This window comes from Klebsiella sp. CN_Kp106 (genome assembly GCF_040064575.1).
Taxonomy (GTDB): domain Bacteria; phylum Pseudomonadota; class Gammaproteobacteria; order Enterobacterales; family Enterobacteriaceae; genus Klebsiella; species Klebsiella michiganensis.
On the sequence record NZ_JBEAIG010000051.1, the window covers coordinates 51,514 to 72,384 of the forward strand.

Sequence of the window (20,871 nt, forward strand, 5' to 3'; positions counted from 1 at the left end):
ATTTAGGCCATTGCTTGTTTATAAAGTTCGATGATTCTTTCAGCAGAACCGATTTCCCGCAGACGGTGATTTTCGATCCAGACAACCCGATCGCATATCTTTTCCACATCACTCATGTTGTGGCTAACAAACAATATTGTCACGCCACGATTTTTGAACTCTTTAATCGTCTTGATACATTTGGCCTGAAAAGAAATATCGCCGACGGCAAGCACTTCATCGATAATCAAAATATCAGGCTCAACTTGACTGATAACAGAAAAACCAAGCTTCGCTAGCATACCGCTAGAATAGACGCGGATCGGCTCATCGATAAATTCTCCTAATTCGGAAAATTCAATGATGCGCTCCATTCGCTGCTGCACCTCTTTACGGCGTAACCCAAGAAGTGTGGCATTAAGAAAAATGTTCTCGCGCCCCGTCAATTCTGGATGAAAGCCGCCGCCCAGCTCAAGCATTGAAGCGACTCGCCCACGCGTGGTGACCGATCCTTTTGTGGGTTTTATCACGCCGGCAACCAGCCCCAAAGATGTGCTTTTACCTGCGCCATTTCGCCCGATGAGCGCAACGGCCTCTCCTTTACCGACCGTAAAAGAAACATCCTGAATAGCAAGATATTTGCGGCCCTTCAGTAATTGAAATGCTCTTTTGGGATGAAATATTAAATCTTTAATACCTGAGCCAATATGATGGTAAAGTGGATACTCTTTTGTCACATTATTAAAATCAATTACTGGTTCCATCACAAGATCTCTGCAAAGCGATATTTTAATTTATTAAAAATACTCAGACCGATAACCGTCAGCACTATACCCGTCAAATATAATACTGAAATATGCTCATAGTTTAAAACCCCATCCATAAATAAGTTGCGCCAGCTTAAAATCATACTCGCCAGAGGGTTATAGTCAATAACCCAGCTATATTTTGCCGGAATCATATCGGATGCGTATAAAATGGGCGTACAGTAGAACATTAACATAATACCGAGAGTCACAAATCTTTCCAGATCTCTAAAAAATAGATTCAACGTTGAAAAGATTATGGATATGCCAAAGGTGAATATCACCTGCCCGATAGCAATGAGCGGTATTCCCCACAGCCACGAAAGCGAAGGACGCATACCGTATACAAAAAGAAAAGCGACGATGACAGGAATGGTACACAAGAAGTGTAACCCTTCCATCATGACATTACTGAGCGGGATAACTGAGCGCGGAAATACAGTTTTTTTAATAATTTGCGCATTAGCAATAAATGAAAAAAGTGAATTTGTTGCTGAGCTTGCAAACCACTGCCAGGGAAACAGCCCCGTTATTAGAAAAAGGGTATAATTAGGTATCTGAACACGCATGATCAGTTTGAAAATAAAATAGTAGATCATCGCAAAAAGCAAAGGATTGGCAATTGACCATAAATAACCAAACACGCTACTTTTATACCGTACCTTTAGATCTTTATTAGTGATAACAACAAGCAGGTCAAATAAATACCCTAGATTATACTTCATTTTTATACTCATAAATTATTCTACGAAATTTTAAGCATTTTGTTATGCACTTTAGATTTCGCGTTGTAGCTGACTAAACCCCCGTCAGCTGCGATAGCTCTAACGCCCGAACTTATAGATTGCCGGTAGATACCGTGACTTGAGCATACGAGCTGAAAACCTAAGCACATAGATTAAAGCAAGATTTTCCCGAGTTTTGTCTCCGCTTTAATGCATTGGCAGCAGCCGACCATTGTAGATCTTGCATACCGAACTGGGACAAGTGAGATGCTGACCTGGAGATGACCAGTTAATGTGCTGTTTCATGGCAAACAGTAAAAACTGCTATTTTACAGTCAGATACCCCCTCCCCTTAATGTTATGAGATAGCTTTAAATCACGCTACCGCCCTTGGCTGTCGCAACCAAACTGCGTAATGATTCATCTATCTTGTCTGTCAACATCTCCAGCGCCGGTTATCACAACCACAGCGCACTGGCTCAACGCCGTCCTGAGGTTAAACAGCGGCTGTCGAAAAAGTGGCCGCCCGTGACACCGGGTGTTGCTCGCTTGAAAACGATAAAGATTCAAGCAGGGGCACACTCTCGCTGTTTGCTTTCGCCTCATCCATCAGGAATTTCTCAATTCGCTCTTCCGACAAGCCTGTTTTTCATGCGTCACAGGGCTCTGTCTCCGTTATCTACCCATTCATCTTCTGATGAATCAGCGCAAACTGTGCTCCAATATTGATTGAAATGACGCCAACAATCAGTTTAGTGTCATATTTAATGCTGCGCACAGGATAGCTGATTAAGCTGACAACACAATGGTCATGCAAATGAGCAGCAGCATTATAGCGCTGGTCTATAGGAATAAAAATGAAAATACGTTGCCAATCAATTCATATTGCAAATGATTCAGGAGGTAAACATAATTTAAACAAAATACAGCAATGAAAATAAGCGTTTGATTTAAAAAGGAAAATCTTAAAAAGCCGCCTTCAATGTGAAATAATTGTAAACTCAAACATAAAATCAATTTTAATCTGCGTTAATTCTCCGGGGCATAAACCGTTCAGGCAGAACAGGGAATCCTGAGTACGCGATCAAACCATACGCAATCATTATCTTGCTAATCATAAAGCACGGATAATGAATTTCATTGAAACTACAGAACGCCAGTACATTCTCGATACTATCCGGACGCCAGCGCTTCCCCAGCGAACACATGAACATAATCAGCAACGGTAAAGCAGGTGATCCACGCGGCAAGCCAGTGTAAAATCAACGAATAGATAGCGGGACACAGTCACCCCAGAGGATGAATATGAAATTTTTAGTAACTGGAGCCGCAGGATTCATCGGCTTTCATACCTGCAAGCGCCTTCTGGAGGCGGGTCATGAGGTTGTCGGCCTCGACAACATGAACGATTATTATGACGTCAATCTTAAGCAGGCCCGTCTGGATTTACTGCAATCTCCACTGTTCAGTTTTCACAAAATCGATCTCGCGGATCGTGAAGGTATTGCCCGGCTTTTTGCTAACGAGAAATTTAACCGAGTGATCCATCTCGCCGCGCAGGCAGGAGTTCGCTACTCCCTGGAAAACCCGTTCGCTTATGCTGACGCTAACCTGATTGGTTATCTGAACATTCTTGAAGGCTGCAGACACAACGACGTTGAGCATTTGCTCTATGCCTCATCCAGTTCGGTCTATGGCCTGAACCGTAAAATGCCGTTCTCTACGGAGGATTCAGTTGATCATCCGGTTTCGCTGTATGCCGCCACCAAGAAAGCGAATGAACTGATGGCGCATACCTACTCGCATCTTTATGGCATTCCAACCACCGGACTGAGATTCTTCACCGTCTACGGCCCGTGGGGCCGTCCGGATATGGCGCTGTTCAAGTTTACGAAAGCCATGCTGGAAGGCAAGAGCATTGATGTCTACAACTACGGCAAGATGAAGCGCGACTTCACCTACATTGACGATATCGTTGAGGCGGTTGTAAGGATGCAGGACATTATCCCGCAGCCTAATCCGGAATGGACCGTTGAAACGGGTTCACCAGCGGATAGCTCGGCGCCATACCGGGTGTATAACATCGGGAATAGCTCACCGGTTGAGCTCATGGATTACATCACTGCTCTGGAAGAGGCTCTGGGGATGGTGGCGGAGAAAAATATGATGCCGATACAGCCCGGCGATGTGCTGGAAACCAGCGCAGATACCAGGCCGCTGTATGATGCGGTGGGATTCAGGCCACAAACGACGGTTAGCCAGGGGGTGAAGAACTTCGTTGACTGGTATAAAGCCTATTACAAGGCGTAGTCATATCAGGCATTGTGGATTTAGCCGCAGCAGAACGCTACTGCGGCTTTTTATATCGGAAATGGTCATTGGATAAACTTATCCATCCAGCTGCGAGTTGAGATACGTCATTTATTCATGACCTGCCGCTGAAAACCACACAATACATAAACGCAGATTTAACACGAAGCAAACAAAACCTTCAACAAACTCTCATCTAAGCCACTTCCATTACCCTCACTGAAGAGCATTACCTTATAAAGCAAACAATCCCCAGCTCATCAGTCTGCCAGCAAAGTCGGCCACAGCGCTATTGTTCAACGTAACGGCAATGAAAAAGTTTTTTCCACTTTTCTCAAAAAAAAACCACAAATACCATATAGGAATTTTCTTAAATTCAGGCTATGTTAAGCAGGCAAAGGCATGCTTTTGCAAAGATATTAGTTCGCAGGCAAACGGATTTATAATATTCCTTTCATTCTGGTACGCATTATGGCAAACATAATTTTCTTAGCAGTTGCTGCCATCCTGTTGATTGTTTCAGTCTATTTTCTGATTTCTTATATCAAAGATCAGAAAAAGACCAAGCTGACTTTTAACAAACGAAAGTGGTGAAAAGAAAACTTAATATAATTATAATACAGGCATAGGAAATAATAATATAAGAATGAAACACTGCCAGCGGTGGGGATACGCATAGTCTTTACAGCTGGCATTGGATATCTTTTTAAAATAAAAATGTCATATTAAACTGATACTATATCCTTAGCATCAGCACGCTATTCTCATGGCCATGAATGGCTTGCGTTTGCTATGCCTGCGCCCTTCCCTTGAAAGATCCCGCAACTTCCCGTGTCAATATCAATCAGCGCCTCACCGCAACGCAGTACGCCTGAGAACCCGGGATCCAGAAACAACAAAAGCCTGCAAGCAGGCTCTGTTTTACCTTCCGGCGCTTATCTCCAGCGTCTACATCACAGTGACGGTAGCTCTTCACAAGGTGAATTTAACATATCCGACCTCAATGGTTGGGACAAGATGATCGATTGAAGAATTTAAGCGAGGTCACGTTTTTTAGGGAGTTGGGCCGGGGAAGAGGGGCAATACGATTCGTCAGGCGAATAGTTGCCCCCTTCAGAAGAGAGGAAAATTCTGGCCGACAGCGCATCTGCCGGCCAGAGGGGGGATTTAGTCACTACCGAACAAATCGCGGGTATACACTTTGTCAGCGACATCCGACAGCTCTTCAGCCATTCGGTTTGAGACAATCACGTCAGCTTCTTGTTTGAACGCGTCGAAATCGCGAACCACGCGGGAATTAAAGAACTCATCTTCCTGCATAACCGGTTCGTAGATAATGACCGGGATACCTTTGGCCTTGATACGCTTCATGATGCCCTGAATTGAGGAAGCGCGGAAGTTATCGGAGCCACTCTTCATGATCAGGCGATAGATACCAACGACTTTAGGCTTGCGCGCCAGGATAGAGTCAGCGATAAAATCTTTACGCGTGCGGTTAGCATCGACGATGGCACCGATGATGTTATTCGGTACAGATTCGTAGTTTGCCAGCAGTTGCTTGGTATCTTTCGGCAGGCAGTAGCCGCCATAGCCAAAGGATGGATTGTTATAGTGATTACCGATTTGATTGTTGTATCCAATGCCGGGAGGAGGTCAAACCCACGTTTTTAGGAGATACCAGGCTTGAAAGAAGCTAGAAAAATATTTATTTCATGAAACATGAATAAGTAGAAGATTTAGGAGTGGAGATATCAGGAGAGAAACTCTGGCCGATAGCTAAGGCCACCGACCAGAAAGTGTTAGTCGTTACCAAACAACCCGCGGGTATAGACTTTATTAGCAATGTCTGAAAGTTACTCAGCCATACAGTTTGAAGCAATCACGACTCCTTCTTACCCGAAGGCATCGAAGTCACAAACCTCGCGAGAATTGAAAAATCACTACTGTTTATTCTTTTCCAAACGACAGATATAGATAACATTAAGTCATGATAAAAACAGTTCAAATTATTTCAATTTTCATATGTGCAACAAGATAATTGAATTGCAGTATATTAGTTCCATTTGTAATACTCTTTATACCAGTCAACAAACTTTTTGACACCCTCCTGGACAGGAGTTTCCGGTCTAAAGCCTATTGTTTCATACAATGCTTTTGTTTCCGCACTAGTATTCAGAACATCTCCAGGTTGGATCGGCATCATATTCTTTTCAGCTTTAATCCCCAACGCATCCTCCAAAGCAGTGATATAATCCATCAACTCCACTGGTGAGCTGTTGCCGATGTTATACACCCGGTATGGTGCAGAGCTATCTGCTGGTGAACCCGCTTCAACGGTCCACTCCGGATTAGCCTGCGGGATAACATCCTGCACGCGAATAATCGCTTCCACGATATCGTCAATGTAGGTGAAGTCGCGCTTCATCTTGCCGTAGTTATAGACATCAATACTCTTGCCTTCCAGCATGGCTTTCGTAAATTTGAACAGCGCCATATCCGGACGGCCCCACGGGCCGTAGACGGTGAAGAATCTCAGTCCGGTGGTTGGAATGCCATAAAGATGTGAGTAGGTATGCGCCATCAGTTCATTCGCTTTTTTGGTGGCGGCATACAGCGAAACCGGATGATCAACCGAATCCTCCGTAGAGAACGGCATTTTACGGTTCAGGCCATAGACCGAACTGGATGAGGCATAGAGTAAATGCTCAACATTATTGTGTCTGCAGCCTTCAAGAATGTTCAGATAACCGATCAGGTTAGCGTCAGCATAAGCGAACGGGTTTTCCAGGGAGTAGCGAACTCCTGCCTGCGCGGCAAGATGAATGACCCGTGCAAATTTTTCTTCCGCAAAAAGCCGGGCAATAGCTTCCCTGTCTGCCAAATCTATTTTGTGAAAAATGAAATTCGGGGCTTCTAATTTTTTCAGACGGGATACTTTTAAATTCACATCATAATAATCATTAATATTATCGATCCCAACGACCTGATGCCCATCGTTCAGCAGCCGTTTACTTACATGAAACCCAATAAAACCTGCCGCACCGGTAACCAAATATTTCATACCGTCAACTCCTAATAAAAACTCAATTATTGCCTATAATATCCTTCACCATCCAACATAACCACCCAGAATAGCAAAGCAATTTTACAAATACACTAAACACAGCTTCATCAAAGCCAATCAATATAGCTCAATCGTATAAACATAATATAAATTTGGCTGAAAAAATATACAGCCAAATTATAAAATATTAATCGTTACCAAACAGATCTCGGGTATAAACTTTTCCTTCTACATCTGCCAGTTCCTCATCCATTCGGTTCGAGACAATCACGTCTGCTTCCTGCTTGAAAGCATCGAGGTCACGAACCACGCGGGAATTAAAGAACTCATCTTCCTGCATAACCGGTTCGTAGATAATGACCGGAATACCTTTGGCTTTGATACGCTTCATGATGCCCTGAATTGAGGAAGCGCGGAAGTTATCGGAGCCACTCTTCATGATCAGGCGATAGATACCAACGACTTTAGGCTTGCGCGCCAGGATAGAGTCAGCGACAAAATCTTTACGTGTGCGGTTAGCATCGACGATGGCACCGATGATGTTATTCGGCACAGATTCGTAGTTTGCCAGCAGCTGCTTGGTATCTTTCGGCAGGCAGTAGCCGCCATAGCCAAAGGATGGATTGTTATAGTGATTACCGATTCGCGGATCGAGACACACGCCTTCGATGATCTGTTTACTGTTCAGACCCTGGCTTTCAGCATAGCTGTCCAGTTCATTAAAGTAGGCTACGCGCAGCGCCAGGTAGGTATTGGCGAATAACTTAATCGCCTCAGCTTCGGTAGAGTCAGTAAACAGCGTCGGGATATCCTGCTTAATCGCACCTTCTTTCAGCAGATTAGCAAAACGCTCCGCGCGTTCTGAACGTTCGCCAATGACGATACGAGACGGGTGCAGGTTGTCGTAAAGCGCGCGGCCTTCACGCAGAAACTCAGGAGAGAAAATGACGTTATCAATGCCCAGGCGCTCTTTAATATCACGCGTAAAGCCAACGGGAATGGTGGATTTAATAATCATTACCGCGTCTGGATTAATCTCGGTGACATCACGAATAACGGCTTCAACGGTCGAAGTATTGAAGTAGTTCGTTTTCGGATCGTAGTCAGTGGGCGTAGCGATAATGACATAATCTGCATCACGATAGGCATCATGCTTGTCAGTTGTCGCGCGAAAATTCAACGGTTTTTCCGCCAGATATTCCTGGATCTCCTTATCGACAATCGGAGAAATCTTTTGGTTAATCATATCAACTTTGGATTGAATGATATCCAGCGCTACCACTTCGTGGTTTTGCGCAATCAGGATGCCATTCGATAAACCAACATAACCGGTACCGGAAATAGTAATTTTCATTCGATCACACTTTAATCAGTTAACTGGACGGCGGCGGATGGCCGCAAATTAAGCAAAACTGTTGATGTTTCTACTCTCAGGAACAATGTAAGTCAAGCAAGACACCAAAGGTCTCTGAAATACTGTATAGGCCTATAAAGGGCCTATACAGTAAATGAAGCTATATTTTATGCTTATTTATATACTTCAGCTGTCTTTAAGGTATGAGCCTGCAAATCCTTATCAGATAAAGAGAGCGTACAGTCTGCAATCTCCGGCCACTGAATATTAATCTCCGGATCGTTCCAGATAATGCTCCGCTCAGACTGCGGCGCATAATAGTTCGTGGCCTTGTACACAAACTGCACCGTTTCGCTCAACGCCATGAAGCCATGGGCAAACCCTTCCGGAATCCACAGCTGACGCTTGTTTTCCGCGCTCAGTACCGCCCCCACCCATTTACCAAACGTTGGCGATGAACGGCGGATATCGACCGCCACATCAAACACCTCGCCTTCAATGCAGCGAACCAGTTTGCCCTGGGCATGCGGGTCAAGCTGATAGTGCAATCCGCGCAGCACGCCTTTCTGCGACTGAGAGTGGTTATCCTGAACAAACTCCACTTTCCGCCCTACTGCTTCATCAAATACTTTACTGCTGAAGCTCTCAAAGAAAAAACCGCGCGCATCGCCGAAAACACGAGGCTCAAAAATCAGCACTTCAGGGATATCTGTCTTAATAATATTCATAATATTTCTGCCCGTTTACTTGCCCAGAACTTCTGTTACCACGCGCGCCACGCCCTGGCGCCAGTCCGGCAGCGTCACGCCAAATACACGCTGGAATTTCTCATTCGACAGCCGTGAGTTCAGCGGACGTTTTGCCGGCGTTGGGTAGGCCGTGGTGGGGATACCGCTTACTGCTTTGATTGCCAGCTCTGCGCCGTGCGACCGCGCCACCTCAAAAACAAATTCCGCGTACTCCGCCCAGCTGGTTTCCCCGCTGGCCACCAGATGATAGGTCCCGGCTACAGCACGGTTGCGCTGTTCTTCACGAATGGCGATTGCCGTACAGTCCGCCAGCAGCTCTGCGCCGGTTGGCGCACCGTGCTGATCGTTAATAATCGACAGCGCCTCTTTCTCACCTGCCAGACGCAGCATCGTTTTAGCGAAGTTTGCCCCGCGGGTGGCATATACCCAACTGGTACGGAAAATAAGATGGCGCGGATTCGCCTGCTCCAGCGCGATTTCCCCGGCTCGTTTGGTTTCGCCGTACACGTTCAGCGGCCCGGTCGCCTCATCTTCCAGACGATAGTGGCTTCCCTGACCGTCAAACACATAGTCCGTTGAGTAGTGCACCATCAGCGCCCCCAGCTTCGCTGACTCTTCTGCCAGCACCGCCACGCCCCGATCGTTCAGCAGATCGGAAAGCTCGCGCTCGCTTTCCGCTTTGTCCACCGCAGTATGGGCAGCCGCGTTCACCACTACATCCGGTTTTACCGTACGGACCGTCTGCGCGATCCCTTCCAGGTTGGTAAGATCACCGCACAGCGTTTTATCAAAAAAGTCCACGGCAACCACTTCGCCCAGCGTGGACAACGCACGCTGCAGCTCCCAGCCCACCTGGCCATTTTTGCCAATCAGTAAAATTTTCATACGTTAATATCCCAATGATGACCGGCAGCCATTAATGCTCATTCAGCAGACGTTTCAGGTAAGCACCATACTCGGTTTTCTTCAACCGTTCGGCCTGTACCGCCACCCCTTCCACGCTCAGCCACTGCTTGCGATAAGCAATTTCTTCCAGGCAGGCTACTTTCATCCCCTGACGCTTCTCGATGGTATGGATAAACTGAGAGGCCTCAATCAGGCTGTCGTGGGTTCCCGTATCCAGCCAGGCAAAACCACGGCCCAGCAGTTCAACCTGCAGGTCACCCCGATCCAGATACATCTGGTTCAGCGTGGTAATCTCAAGCTCCCCGCGCGCGGAGGGTTTAACTTCCTTCGCCATTGCCACCACATCGGTGTCATAAAAATAGAGTCCGGTCACCGCCCAGTCAGATTTCGGCTTCAGCGGCTTCTCTTCAATCGACAGCGCTTTAAAGTTCTCATCAAACTCCACCACACCGAAACGTTCCGGATCGAGAACCTGGTAGCCGAATACCGTAGCTCCGGATGTTTTGCTGGCCGCCGCATCCAGTTTCCGGCCAAAGCTCTGACCAAAATAGATGTTATCGCCCAGGACTAATGCACAGGCATCATTACCGATAAACTTCTCGCCGATGATAAAGGCCTGCGCCAGACCGTCCGGCGACGGCTGAATCGCATAGCTGAAATTCACCCCAAACTGAGAACCGTCACCCAGCAGACGCTGAAATGCGGGCATATCCTCCGGCGTGGTGATAATCAGGATATCCTTGATTCCCGCCAGCATCAGAACAGAAACCGGGTAGTAAATCATCGGTTTGTCATAAATGGGCAGTAGCTGCTTGGAAACACCCTGGGTGATCGGATATAAACGCGTGCCGGAGCCGCCGGCCAGTACAATACCTTTCATGCTTCTTTCCTTTTTAGTTGTTCAGGCCAAGACGTTCACCGGCATAGGAGCCATCCAGCACGCGCTGCCACCAAGTCGTGTTGTTCAGGTACCAGTGGACCGTTTTTTCAATTCCGCTTTCAAATGTCTCTTCGGGCACCCAGCCCAGATCGCGCTGAATTTTCGCCGCATCAATGGCATAACGCAGATCATGACCCGGACGGTCTTTCACAAACGTAATCAGATCGGCAAACTGGCTGATATTGCCCGGCTTGTGTTCAACCACTTTATCGAGAATGGCGCAAATGGTGCGCACGACATCAATATTTTTACGCTCGTTATGACCGCCGATGTTGTACGTTTCACCACTGCGGCCTTCCGTCGCCACTTTGTATAGCGCCCGGGCGTGATCTTCCACGTACAGCCAGTCGCGGATCTGTTCTCCATTGCCGTAGACCGGCAGCGGTTTGCCGGCGAGGGCATTGAGGATGGTCAGCGGAATAAGTTTTTCCGGGAAGTGATACGGGCCGTAGTTGTTGGAGCAGTTGGTCACCACCACCGGCAGGCCATAGGTGCGGTTCCAGGCGCGGACAAGATGGTCGCTGCCGGCCTTGGAGGCAGAGTACGGGCTGCTTGGCGCGTACGGAGTCTCTTCGGTGAACAGATCATCGGTACCGTGCAGGTCGCCGTAGACTTCATCGGTCGAAATATGGTGGAAGCGGAAAGCCTGCTTCTGGGCCGTATCGAGAGCTGACCAGTACTGGCGGGCAGCTTCCAGCAGGGTGAAAGTTCCAATCAGGTTGGTCTGAATAAAAGCAGCAGGCCCATCGATAGAGCGGTCCACGTGACTCTCTGCGGCCAGGTGCATCACAATATCCGGACGGAAATCGCTGAACTGCTCTGCCACAGATTTGGCATCAGTGATATCTGTCTGAGAAAACGAGTAGCGTTCATTACCAGCAACCGGCGCCAGGGACTCAAGATTACCGGCGTAGGTGAGACAATCTATTACGCGTACTTCGTCGGAGGTGTTTTCAATGATATGACGAACGACTGCAGAACCAATAAAACCTGCACCGCCAGTGACAAGGATCTTCATATTTAACTTACCTTTTATTACCAGAACCTAAAAAAATTCGAAATATATCCATCAGGATATCAATATCATATTAAATGATTTCCTTTAGAAAAATATTTGCAAATTACGTTTTTAAAAAATTAGGATAAGTGAGTACTAATTACAGGAGAGAAATTCTATTTGTGGAAAATTTATGCCCGGGTTAATACCCCGGGCAAATGACACTACAAACTTTACTCCATCCACTCAGTGTGGAACACACCTTCTTTATCGGTACGCTTATAGGTATGCGCACCAAAATAGTCACGCTGCGCCTGAATCAGATTAGCAGGCAAGACTGCAGAACGATAGCTATCGTAGTATGCGATGGCTGCAGAGAACGTCGGAACCGGAATACCATTCTGCACTGCATATGCAACTACATCGCGCAACGCTTGCTGATAATCATCGGCGATCTGCTTGAAGTAAGGCGCCAGCAGCAGGTTGGCAATGCCAGCATTCTGCTCATAGGCATCAGTAATCTTTTGCAGGAACTGAGCACGAATGATACAGCCGGCGCGGAAGATTTTCGCGATCTCACCGTAGTTCAGATCCCAGTGGTATTCATCAGAAGCCGCGCGCAGCTGGGAGAAGCCTTGAGCGTAAGAGACGATTTTGCCCAGATACAGAGCGCGGCGAACTTTCTCGACGAACTCCGCTTTATCGCCTGCACTCTTCGCCTGCGGTCCGGTTAGAACTTTCGAAGCTGCCACACGCTGATCTTTCAGAGAAGAGATATAGCGAGCGAATACAGATTCAGTGATAAGTGACAGCGGTTCACCGAGGTCAAGAGAGCTCTGGCTGGTCCATTTACCGGTACCTTTGTTTGCCGCCTCATCGAGGATCACGTCGACCAGGTATTTGCCCTCTTCATCTTTTTTGGTGAAGATGTCTTTAGTGATGTCAATGAGATAGCTGCTAAGCTCACCTTCATTCCATTCGGTAAAGGTTTGGGCCAGCTCTTCATTAGAAAGCGCGAGACCGCCTTTCAGTAAGGCGTAGGCTTCTGCAATAAGCTGCATATCGCCGTATTCAATACCATTGTGAACCATTTTGACATAATGACCAGCGCCATCGGCGCCGATATACGTTACGCACGGCTCACCGTCTTCAGCGACAGCAGCAATCTGCTTAAGAATTGGAGCGACCAGTTCATAAGCTTCCTTCTGACCGCCAGGCATGATTGAGGGGCCTTTAAGCGCGCCTTCTTCACCGCCGGACACGCCGGTTCCGATGAAGTTAAAACCTTCAGCAGAAAGCTCACGATTACGACGAATCGTATCCTGGAAGAAGGTATTACCACCATCGATGATGATGTCACCCTTGTCCAGGTAAGGCTTCAGAGAGTCGATGGCATTATCAGTGCCTGCGCCCGCCTTCACCATTAACAGGATACGGCGTGGAGTTTCGAGCGACTCAACAAACTCTTGCACTGTATAATGTGGGACCAGCTTCTTGCCGGGATTCTCGGCAATCACTTCTTCGGTCTTTTCACGGGAGCGGTTGAAAACGGAGACGGTATAACCGCGGCTTTCGATGTTGAGCGCAAGGTTACGCCCCATCACTGCCATACCGACAACCCCGATCTGTTGCTTGGACATTACATACTCCTGTCAGGTGTGGTCACTGCGACCTTTCGCAGTTGATTGTTACAGATATGCTAACGTAAACTAGCTTATACTTATAGTTTTATATTTTAAATACAGGGACACCTTTCAAAATTAAATATAATGTTACATATTATTTTTGGAGTGTAGCAAGAAACCACTAAAATAACAATTTTGCACTCAACATCTAAAGGTTAACATGAAGCGACGTACTTTATTTAAATATTTAGGAATTGCGACATTAAGCGGTTTTATTAATCAAAATGAAGCTATTGCAAATATAAGAAAAAAAAACCCTGAAAATTTAAATGCAATACCTATCCTTAGTCTAATAAAAAATTTAAATCTTTCTAAAAATGAAGAATTAAATATTTACATTGGAGGAAAGGGAACGGATTCTTTTATAAAAGAAAATCAAATAATATATTACACTAGCAGTTTCAGTACAGATAACATTCAACCATTAAAAATAAACAGCAATAACATTAAAAATGTCCACATATCAGTTGAAGCCAAGGAAATTTCAATTGCAATTGCTAATAGTAAAAATGAAGTACTTTATCTATCTAGGTGTCTGGAATTAGAGAACATCACTCCAGAAGCAAATAAAGAATTAAAAACTTGTGACTCCTTAGGTGATTTAAGAAACACCACACCTATTTATAATAATCAAAAAATAAAAGTTAGAGCGCATTCGCCACATCTTGACAGTGGTGGCGGAGTTTTCTTTTTTGATAAATTCGATACTCAGAGTTTGGATAATGATGGAACTATAGTCGTCACTGCCTCAGGAGATAGATGGAAGAGAGTCATCGATAATTCCATTCCTCAACTGGAAGCTACATGGTTTGGAGCTTCTATAGACTTGAATTTAGACTCATCCAATGCACTTCAGAAAACTATAAATGAAGCAGAAAGATTAGTCAAAAATAAGAAAGCTAAACGAGTTTCTATAAAACTCCCTGCTAAAATAAATACGGCAAGTCCCATATACCTAAATCCTTCTTATGCCTTTCTGGAACCAAGTGCGGGAATAACAGAATGGCAAATAGATAGCTCATCTGAATTATTCGATAACAAATACGCCATATACATATCCGGAAACGTCAACAATAGAGGTAGCGAGGGAGATATCCCTTATGTTAACACCACAGTTTACATATTATCACACATATATATACATGAAAAAAATAATTCTAATAATATAAATTGTATCAAGCATTATGCAACACTAAACCATGATAAAGGAGTCTCAGAAACAGTTTCTCAGCTAGGTATACTAAAATGTCGCTTTACAGGTTTTAATGATATTTACAGTAATGGTGATAATGGTTGGGGCATTTGTTTTTGGGAATGCGGTTTCGACAGTTACAAACGTGCCGTTGTATTATATTCAGGAATTAATAATTCAGAGCGAATTAGTTTTCGAGAATGTGTATTCCAAAATGGCAAATTAGCATTCGACATTGATGGATGGACAGGCGGTTTGCTGATAGATAATTGCTCATTGAATTATAACTCTAGCGGTGAAATAAGAAATAAAGGTGGCCATATTATCGTTAGAGGTGGACACATAGAAAACAAAAAAAGAACAAGACCTGTTTGCATAAATAGTGACACTCCAAACTCAATTGGAAAGGCAAAATTCCAAGACGTTACCTTTGTTAATTTTGGAATAGATGGCAATGAAATATATTTATTTACATCTACTCGAAAACATAACTTAATACTTGAAGACAATAGATTTAGCTGGGCTGAAAATGAAGTTAAAGGCCTGGTTGCGACTAGAAACGCTAAAATAACGAACTCTACCGGTTGCATATTCGTAAGGAATTGGCATATGAGCGGAATTGAAGGAAGAGCACCTTTTGTATCCGAGGGTTTAATACAAACACCTTTACCAAAATTTCTAACAACAAAGACCACAGGAAAAATAAAAATAGAAAAAAACATTCAAAGTGACGATTTAACCATTAAACTTTTAGCACAAAATAAAAAAGCAAAACAATGTAAAATCCATACTTACTGCCCAATCACAAACTCATTTCAACATAGATTTTTAACATGGATGATTATATTTGAAAAAATAAAGATAAAGAACCCCATCCTTATCTCTGTTTATGGTTTATATGAAAATGGTGAAATATCGAACAGACTTGGTGAAACCATTGCATTCGCCGGCGACACTAATCAATTAAGCCCTATGAACTATGAAAATTATATCAACGAAAATTTCCAAAGCATTATGTTTGAATTTGATATGTCAAATGCAATGGAAGGAGATCTGCTATCTATATCTAATCTAGGTGCAATCCTGTACAATTAAGTTAAGAAAAAGCATCATGTTTGATGATATCTTCATGATGCTATTTTATTAAAACTTAAGCGACTAAAAGCAATTAGTATATTCACTTACTTAAATCTTTTTGTAAGAAAATATTTAACGCCATCACACTGACTTTTGACCCAGTACTTTATATAATGATTTTTTTGTTTTGAAGCCAGAGTAATTAAAAGTTGGTGAATATTATTTGTAATAAACTCTCGACATTTCATCAAAAATGGGACGTGCTTCATACCAAAAAGATAATACATATTTCTCATCCTATAATAACGGCGTAGTGCAGAGTGAACAGGTAATTTCCACACTAGAAATTTTATATTATTATCACCAATTGTATGTTTCATACATACATTAGTATCAGCATAAATTTCATAACCATGCCCTAATGCTCTTAAGCACCATTCCGTATCTACATAATCTATAAAAAAATCTTCATTCATTGTACCAATATCATCTAATACTGATACTGATGTGAACATGCCTGATGATATTATAAAGGATAATAATAATGGGCCTGAACCGTATTTAGGTGTTATTCTTTCACGAACCCCAAATTTATTTAATTTAATTTGCGGATACATAAAACCAAAACGGCTGTCTTCAAATATCGGCCCAATTGCTGCGATTTTTTTATCACGGCTTAACTTGGAATAGGAAGAATATAAGCCTGTTACAAAATCTGTCCCTATCGTACTATCTTGATCGAAGAAAATGAAATATTCTGCTTTCATCTCTTTTCCATGAACAATTCCTATATTTTGGGCTTTGGCAATACCAACGTTCTCCTCTAGTTTGAGATAGGTTACATTAGGACTGGAAAAAAAATATTTTGAGATATCAGTAGAACTTCCATTATCAATTATCCAAGTATGAGCAACTTGTTGATTTAATGTTGAAGAAAGTAACAGAACATTATCCTTATCAGGATTAAAAGTAATAATTATTGCATGAATAACAGGCATTGTAACACCACTGTTCAATAGGATAAGAAAACACCGACAATACTAGAATAAAATTGTCTTGCAGCGTAAAGCATCACTAAGAGATAACCAAACCAACGAGGTTTGAAGCAATCAATTACAGCTGGAAATAATAATGGAACCGTAATAAAACCAATTAGCGTATAAAATCTATTTGATATTTCCGAATTAAAGGAAAGAATAAGACCAATAAAAAGCTGGAAGGATAATATCTTAAGTAGAATTATGTTTAGCTTTACCGTTAAATCGCCTTTCCACAGAAGAAGTAGTAAGAAGCAAAAGGAGATTACTCCTCCAACGTTCATTATAATTAAATTGTTTTCTCTATACACCCCCTGAGATTGCAGGTCAATGTATGTTGTTCCTTTTCCCTCAAGGAATGAGGGTAAGTATACCAGAAGAGACTGAATGTCACCAAGGCCGGTATTTGATACAATATATATAACAAGCCCCAAAATAGGCAATATTGCATAAAATCTCTTATTTATACCCTCACCTGAAAAAAAATAAAATAATATTGAAACAATAGCTGAATAATGAAAAAAAGTAGCCAAAGCTATCTTTGATATGAATCCGATTTTATTACGATTAAGTATATCTTCAAGAGACCATAAAATTAAAACACATGCTAACCCAATTCTTATCTGGGTCATATCATGCAGAAAATAGTAAGTTGAAATGTATAGAAAAAGAGTAACTAGGGGGTATCGCGATAACCTATAGAACAATATAAGTTTAAAAGAAATTGAAAGAGTTGCATAAAATAAAAAAAATGAAGTTATATTATTACCAAAAATGAAGTTATTAATGTATAGGATTAACCAAAAACCAGGTTCTTTATCCATAAAGTCAATCGATGACCAACCGATAAAATATCGGACAAAATCAGCATACATATGGGAATCTGGATCAATTCCGATGGGCCTTAGCCCAGAACAAAGAATTAAAACGATCCCAAAAAACATAAAAAATATAATATGCATGATGTTTTTATGATTATTTGCACTCATTTTACCTATGCCCATTTTTTATTTTTCTAAGGAGTGTGATTAGTACATAACCAATTTTAAAGCCGATATTTTTATGCTTTTTCATATCAATCAATACAAATATTCGTTTTAGAAATGGCATTTTTTTGTAGTTAGAATGGAGCTCAATGTCAAAAAAATCGTTAGAAATTCTAGAGCTTTCTTTTAAAATCTGCGGCGAAAAACTATTACTCCAGAATACATAGCATAAACTTAACTGATCTCTTTTGGACCAGTTATTCAACTGCTCCCACCATGACTCCATTACTTTTCTAATAATCTCATCATTATGCTTTCTAAGTAAAATGTTATTCTCATACAAACCATTTTTTTCGGGATAACTCTGTTTATGGTAGAATGCCATTTGGCTTCTTATTATTTCCTCTCTGTCTTTTTTTTGTAAAATACATATATCCGCCTCATCATAAATACAATTCCTGTCTAAATGTTTTGGTAAGCACATTAAAAAATCTGATGTACAGTACTTCTCAAAAAAGGGGAGGATGTTATTTTTTAAAATAATATTTCCATCTATATAAAGGCTGAACTCATATTCTTTCAGAAATAGATGAGGTAAAACTTTAACCTTTCGATTGAGCATATGATCGGAAATAATTTCATCACTAATTAATCTTATATTCCATTTATGTGATGTAAGATTAGGATTATTAGTGAAGCATATAAGATCTACATTCTCATCTTGATCAATCTCAGGGTCAAGCAGGTAATCATAGTTGCCAAAAATACCGGTGTATACAGCAAATTTTTTCTTCATATTATAACTTCCGTTTAGTAATGCCTAATTTACCACGAATGCCGTCATAAACAGCCAAGAGTATTAATGACAATCTATCTGTTTTTTTCAATGCAATAGCTTTTATCGATAGTTTTAAAAGCAAAACAAACATGTTAAAAAAATATAAGGGCTTATTATTAACTCTATAAAAATATTCAAAAAAGGATCTATTACGAAATGTATAATAAATTCTAAAGCTTTCCCCTTCTTCTAACACAGGGGATGATAATTTTTTTTTGTGATTTTCTGCCTTACTTCCCCAAGACTGATCAATGTCTAGAATCTTACTATCTGGTACTATGAAAATATTCCCACCACCTGAAGTAATACGATATGAAAACTCAATATCGTCAATATAAAGAAACATATCCTCAAGCGGAAGCCCTATCTTATCAAGTAAACACCTAGGGATTAATAGTCCCCCATATGGTGCTATCGGTGTTTTAATTCTCGTAGATTCTATAATCTTTACACTCTGTATTCTTTGGCGACTAAAAAAATCATAATGCATGAAGCTATTGGATGTTCCTAATAAAACATCATCATTCTGTTCTTTTGTGAAACGAACATAATATTCCCGGTCCTCCCTTAATGCAAGTAAAGCAGAATTCATTCGCTCTTCGGGAGACAACTCTTCATTCCAATATTGTAATAGTGATAAATAAGAATTTTTCTCCATTAAATTATCATCATCTAAAAGCAGAAAATGATTAAATTCAGTACACGCTTTAGCTCTCTGCAATCCAATAGAGTAACCACCTGCAGAACCTAAATTATGATCATTTCTTATAAGCTGGATATAGTCATTATTGTTTAGTGCAAAATCATATAATTTTAATCTATTTTTCTCAGGCGAACCATTATCAACTACAAATATCGTTTGAACACCATTTTCAATGCAAGCATTAGCAACTTTTTCAATTAAACTAAATCTATTACCATAAGTTACTATAATAGCACAAACATTCATTTTAATTACCTTACACTTTTATTTTTCGCAGTCGATTGACTATCAATATTAATAAAAAAAGCTCGCTCATCACAGAAACAATTGAAGCCCCAATGTCATTGAATAATATTGAAAAAATAATCATCGATACAATACTTACTAACCCAGTTATTAACACATATTTTGAAAAATCCTTTTTATAATTTAGCGCCACAAGCCCTAATATTCCATAATAATAATTCAGGCCACCAAAGAAGATAACCAATGACATAATTCTTATATTTATGGCCACTTGGTTAAATTCTGCGCCGACGAAAATTTTGGCTCCAAAGTCGGAAAAAATAAATACCCCTAAAGCCATGCAGCCATAAGAAATAAGAACTAGCCATTTATATTTTCTTGAGAATTTATCATAAGAAAATTTATCCTCATGGAAAGATTTAACTAAATGAGGATATAGTGCATCCCCAATTACGTTTTGTAAGGTCTGTAAACTACGAATTATTTTTTCAGCTACAGAATAATATCCAGTAATTTGAGATGTAGTAAAAATACCTAATATCAAAACTGCGGAATTCTTATATAACGAGGAAAATACTCGTGACGTAAAAATATGCCAACCGTCTTTAAAATAAATCTTTATAGTTTCCATTTTTACTAATTTTAAAGAAACTTTAAAACTAAAATGTACTACGAGCATTGCAATAAAACCAGAAAGCAACATCGAAATAGAAGTTAAGGCCGGAATATAAATATAATCATTCTGAGCATTGATTACTGTAAATATCGATATCGTAAATATTAACTTTATACCAACGTTAATAAATGTTATATATCTCATTCTTTCCATTCCTTGGAAGAACCAGACAGGGAATAAAGATTGTCCAAAAACACCAAGATAAGTTAAGGCAAATATAATTTTATGTTCTTTAAATTGTGGAACTAATTCAACTAAGCCAAGTAACACTATCAAGCATAATACACACAAGGATAGTTTAATATAAATGACACAACTGTAAATCTCACTTAGCTTATTGTTATCATATCTATTTATAGATACTTGCCGGGTAGCACTGAGATTAAAACCAAAATCAGTAATTATTTGTAAATATGTGCATACCGCAGTAGCAAAAGCCAATAATCCAACATTTTCAATTCCGATGACTCTTACAAGATACGGAACAGTTAAAAGTGGAAGAACATAATTTGCTATTTGTAAAAGAAAGAGAAAAATAAAATTCGATAAAATTATTCTTTTTTCTCCATCAGTAGTGATCTTTTTAATAAATCGCCGCACG

General features: G+C 41.5%; 18 protein-coding genes. 3 read left to right on the forward strand and 15 right to left on the reverse strand.

Annotation, left to right across the window (positions count from 1 at the left end; genetic code table 11):
* Positions 1-2: 2 nt before the first annotated feature.
* Together ABLU96_RS16730 and ABLU96_RS16735 are read right to left on the reverse strand one after the other, a co-directional pair.
* On the reverse strand, positions 3-743 hold the full coding sequence (locus ABLU96_RS16730; RefSeq protein ID WP_004852439.1) for an ABC transporter ATP-binding protein: 741 nt from the start codon (positions 741-743) through the stop codon (positions 3-5).
* Positions 743-1,510, reverse strand: coding sequence for an ABC transporter permease (locus tag ABLU96_RS16735; RefSeq protein WP_004138730.1), 768 nt, complete (start codon positions 1,508-1,510; stop codon positions 743-745). Before ABLU96_RS16735 ends, ABLU96_RS16730 begins: the two co-directional genes overlap by 1 nt.
* A 1,305-nt stretch (positions 1,511-2,815) precedes the next feature.
* Here ABLU96_RS16735 and ABLU96_RS16740 point away from each other — a divergent pair.
* Together ABLU96_RS16740 and ABLU96_RS16745 are read left to right on the forward strand one after the other, a co-directional pair.
* On the forward strand, positions 2,816-3,820 hold the full coding sequence (locus tag ABLU96_RS16740; protein ID WP_064404568.1) for an NAD-dependent epimerase: 1,005 nt from the start codon (positions 2,816-2,818) through the stop codon (positions 3,818-3,820).
* Positions 3,821-4,291: 471 nt separating this feature from the next.
* Positions 4,292-4,414, forward strand: coding sequence for a small membrane protein (locus ABLU96_RS16745; protein WP_004138729.1), 123 nt, complete (start codon positions 4,292-4,294; stop codon positions 4,412-4,414).
* 573 nt (positions 4,415-4,987) lie between these two features.
* On the opposite strand, the gene ABLU96_RS16750 is transcribed toward ABLU96_RS16745, so the two are convergent.
* From ABLU96_RS16750 to gndA, 8 genes are all read right to left on the reverse strand, one after another.
* On the reverse strand, positions 4,988-5,461 hold the full coding sequence (locus tag ABLU96_RS16750; protein ID WP_074189013.1) for a UDP binding domain-containing protein: 474 nt from the start codon (positions 5,459-5,461) through the stop codon (positions 4,988-4,990).
* 412 nt (positions 5,462-5,873) lie between these two features.
* Complete coding sequence (locus tag ABLU96_RS16755; protein WP_064404567.1) at positions 5,874-6,881, reverse strand: NAD-dependent epimerase; 1,008 nt, start codon at positions 6,879-6,881, stop codon at positions 5,874-5,876.
* Between the two features lie 190 nt (positions 6,882-7,071).
* Positions 7,072-8,238: a UDP-glucose 6-dehydrogenase gene (ugd, locus tag ABLU96_RS16760; RefSeq protein WP_064407099.1), complete on the reverse strand. Its 1,167-nt coding sequence runs from the start codon at positions 8,236-8,238 to the stop codon at positions 7,072-7,074.
* A 173-nt stretch (positions 8,239-8,411) separates the two neighbouring features.
* Positions 8,412-8,966: a dTDP-4-dehydrorhamnose 3,5-epimerase gene (rfbC, locus tag ABLU96_RS16765; RefSeq protein WP_014230057.1), complete on the reverse strand. Its 555-nt coding sequence runs from the start codon at positions 8,964-8,966 to the stop codon at positions 8,412-8,414.
* A 15-nt stretch (positions 8,967-8,981) separates the two neighbouring features.
* Positions 8,982-9,872 carry a dTDP-4-dehydrorhamnose reductase gene (gene rfbD, locus ABLU96_RS16770; protein WP_014230058.1) on the reverse strand — a complete coding sequence of 297 codons (891 nt, stop codon included), beginning with the start codon at positions 9,870-9,872 and terminating at the stop codon, positions 8,982-8,984.
* Between the two features lie 31 nt (positions 9,873-9,903).
* A complete protein-coding gene (gene rfbA / locus ABLU96_RS16775) occupies positions 9,904-10,773 on the reverse strand; it encodes a glucose-1-phosphate thymidylyltransferase RfbA (RefSeq protein WP_064404563.1) in 870 nt (289 codons plus the stop codon).
* A 13-nt stretch (positions 10,774-10,786) separates the two neighbouring features.
* The gene (gene rfbB / locus ABLU96_RS16780; protein ID WP_064404562.1) at positions 10,787-11,851 is read right to left on the reverse strand and encodes a dTDP-glucose 4,6-dehydratase; all 1,065 of its coding nucleotides are present in this window, start codon (positions 11,849-11,851) and stop codon (positions 10,787-10,789) included.
* A gap of 212 nt (positions 11,852-12,063) precedes the next feature.
* Positions 12,064-13,470, reverse strand: a complete 1,407-nt coding sequence (gene gndA, locus ABLU96_RS16785; RefSeq protein WP_064404560.1) for an NADP-dependent phosphogluconate dehydrogenase — start codon at positions 13,468-13,470, stop codon at positions 12,064-12,066.
* 205 nt (positions 13,471-13,675) lie between these two features.
* Here gndA and ABLU96_RS16790 point away from each other — a divergent pair, with 205 nt between their 5' ends.
* Entirely contained in the window at positions 13,676-15,802 is a 2,127-nt protein-coding gene (locus ABLU96_RS16790) for a hypothetical protein (RefSeq protein WP_139155554.1), read from the forward strand.
* A gap of 86 nt (positions 15,803-15,888) precedes the next feature.
* Here the strand turns inward: ABLU96_RS16790 and ABLU96_RS16795 are convergent, their stop codons facing one another.
* From ABLU96_RS16795 to ABLU96_RS16815, 5 genes are read right to left on the reverse strand one after another with little or no spacing between them, the layout of a single operon-like run.
* Positions 15,889-16,782, reverse strand: a complete 894-nt coding sequence (locus ABLU96_RS16795; RefSeq protein WP_074189053.1) for a glycosyltransferase family 2 protein — start codon at positions 16,780-16,782, stop codon at positions 15,889-15,891.
* A 14-nt stretch (positions 16,783-16,796) separates the two neighbouring features.
* Positions 16,797-17,825, reverse strand: a complete 1,029-nt coding sequence (locus tag ABLU96_RS16800) for an EpsG family protein (protein ID WP_064407101.1) — start codon at positions 17,823-17,825, stop codon at positions 16,797-16,799.
* On the reverse strand, positions 17,812-18,603 hold the full coding sequence (locus ABLU96_RS16805; protein ID WP_064404551.1) for a glycosyltransferase domain-containing protein: 792 nt from the start codon (positions 18,601-18,603) through the stop codon (positions 17,812-17,814). Before ABLU96_RS16805 ends, ABLU96_RS16800 begins: the two co-directional genes overlap by 14 nt.
* A gap of 1 nt (position 18,604) precedes the next feature.
* Entirely contained in the window at positions 18,605-19,594 is a 990-nt protein-coding gene (locus ABLU96_RS16810) for a glycosyltransferase (protein ID WP_064404549.1), read from the reverse strand.
* A 10-nt stretch (positions 19,595-19,604) separates the two neighbouring features.
* Entirely contained in the window at positions 19,605-20,870 is a 1,266-nt protein-coding gene (locus ABLU96_RS16815) for an oligosaccharide flippase family protein (protein ID WP_163520791.1), read from the reverse strand.
* Position 20,871: the final 1 nt, after the last annotated feature.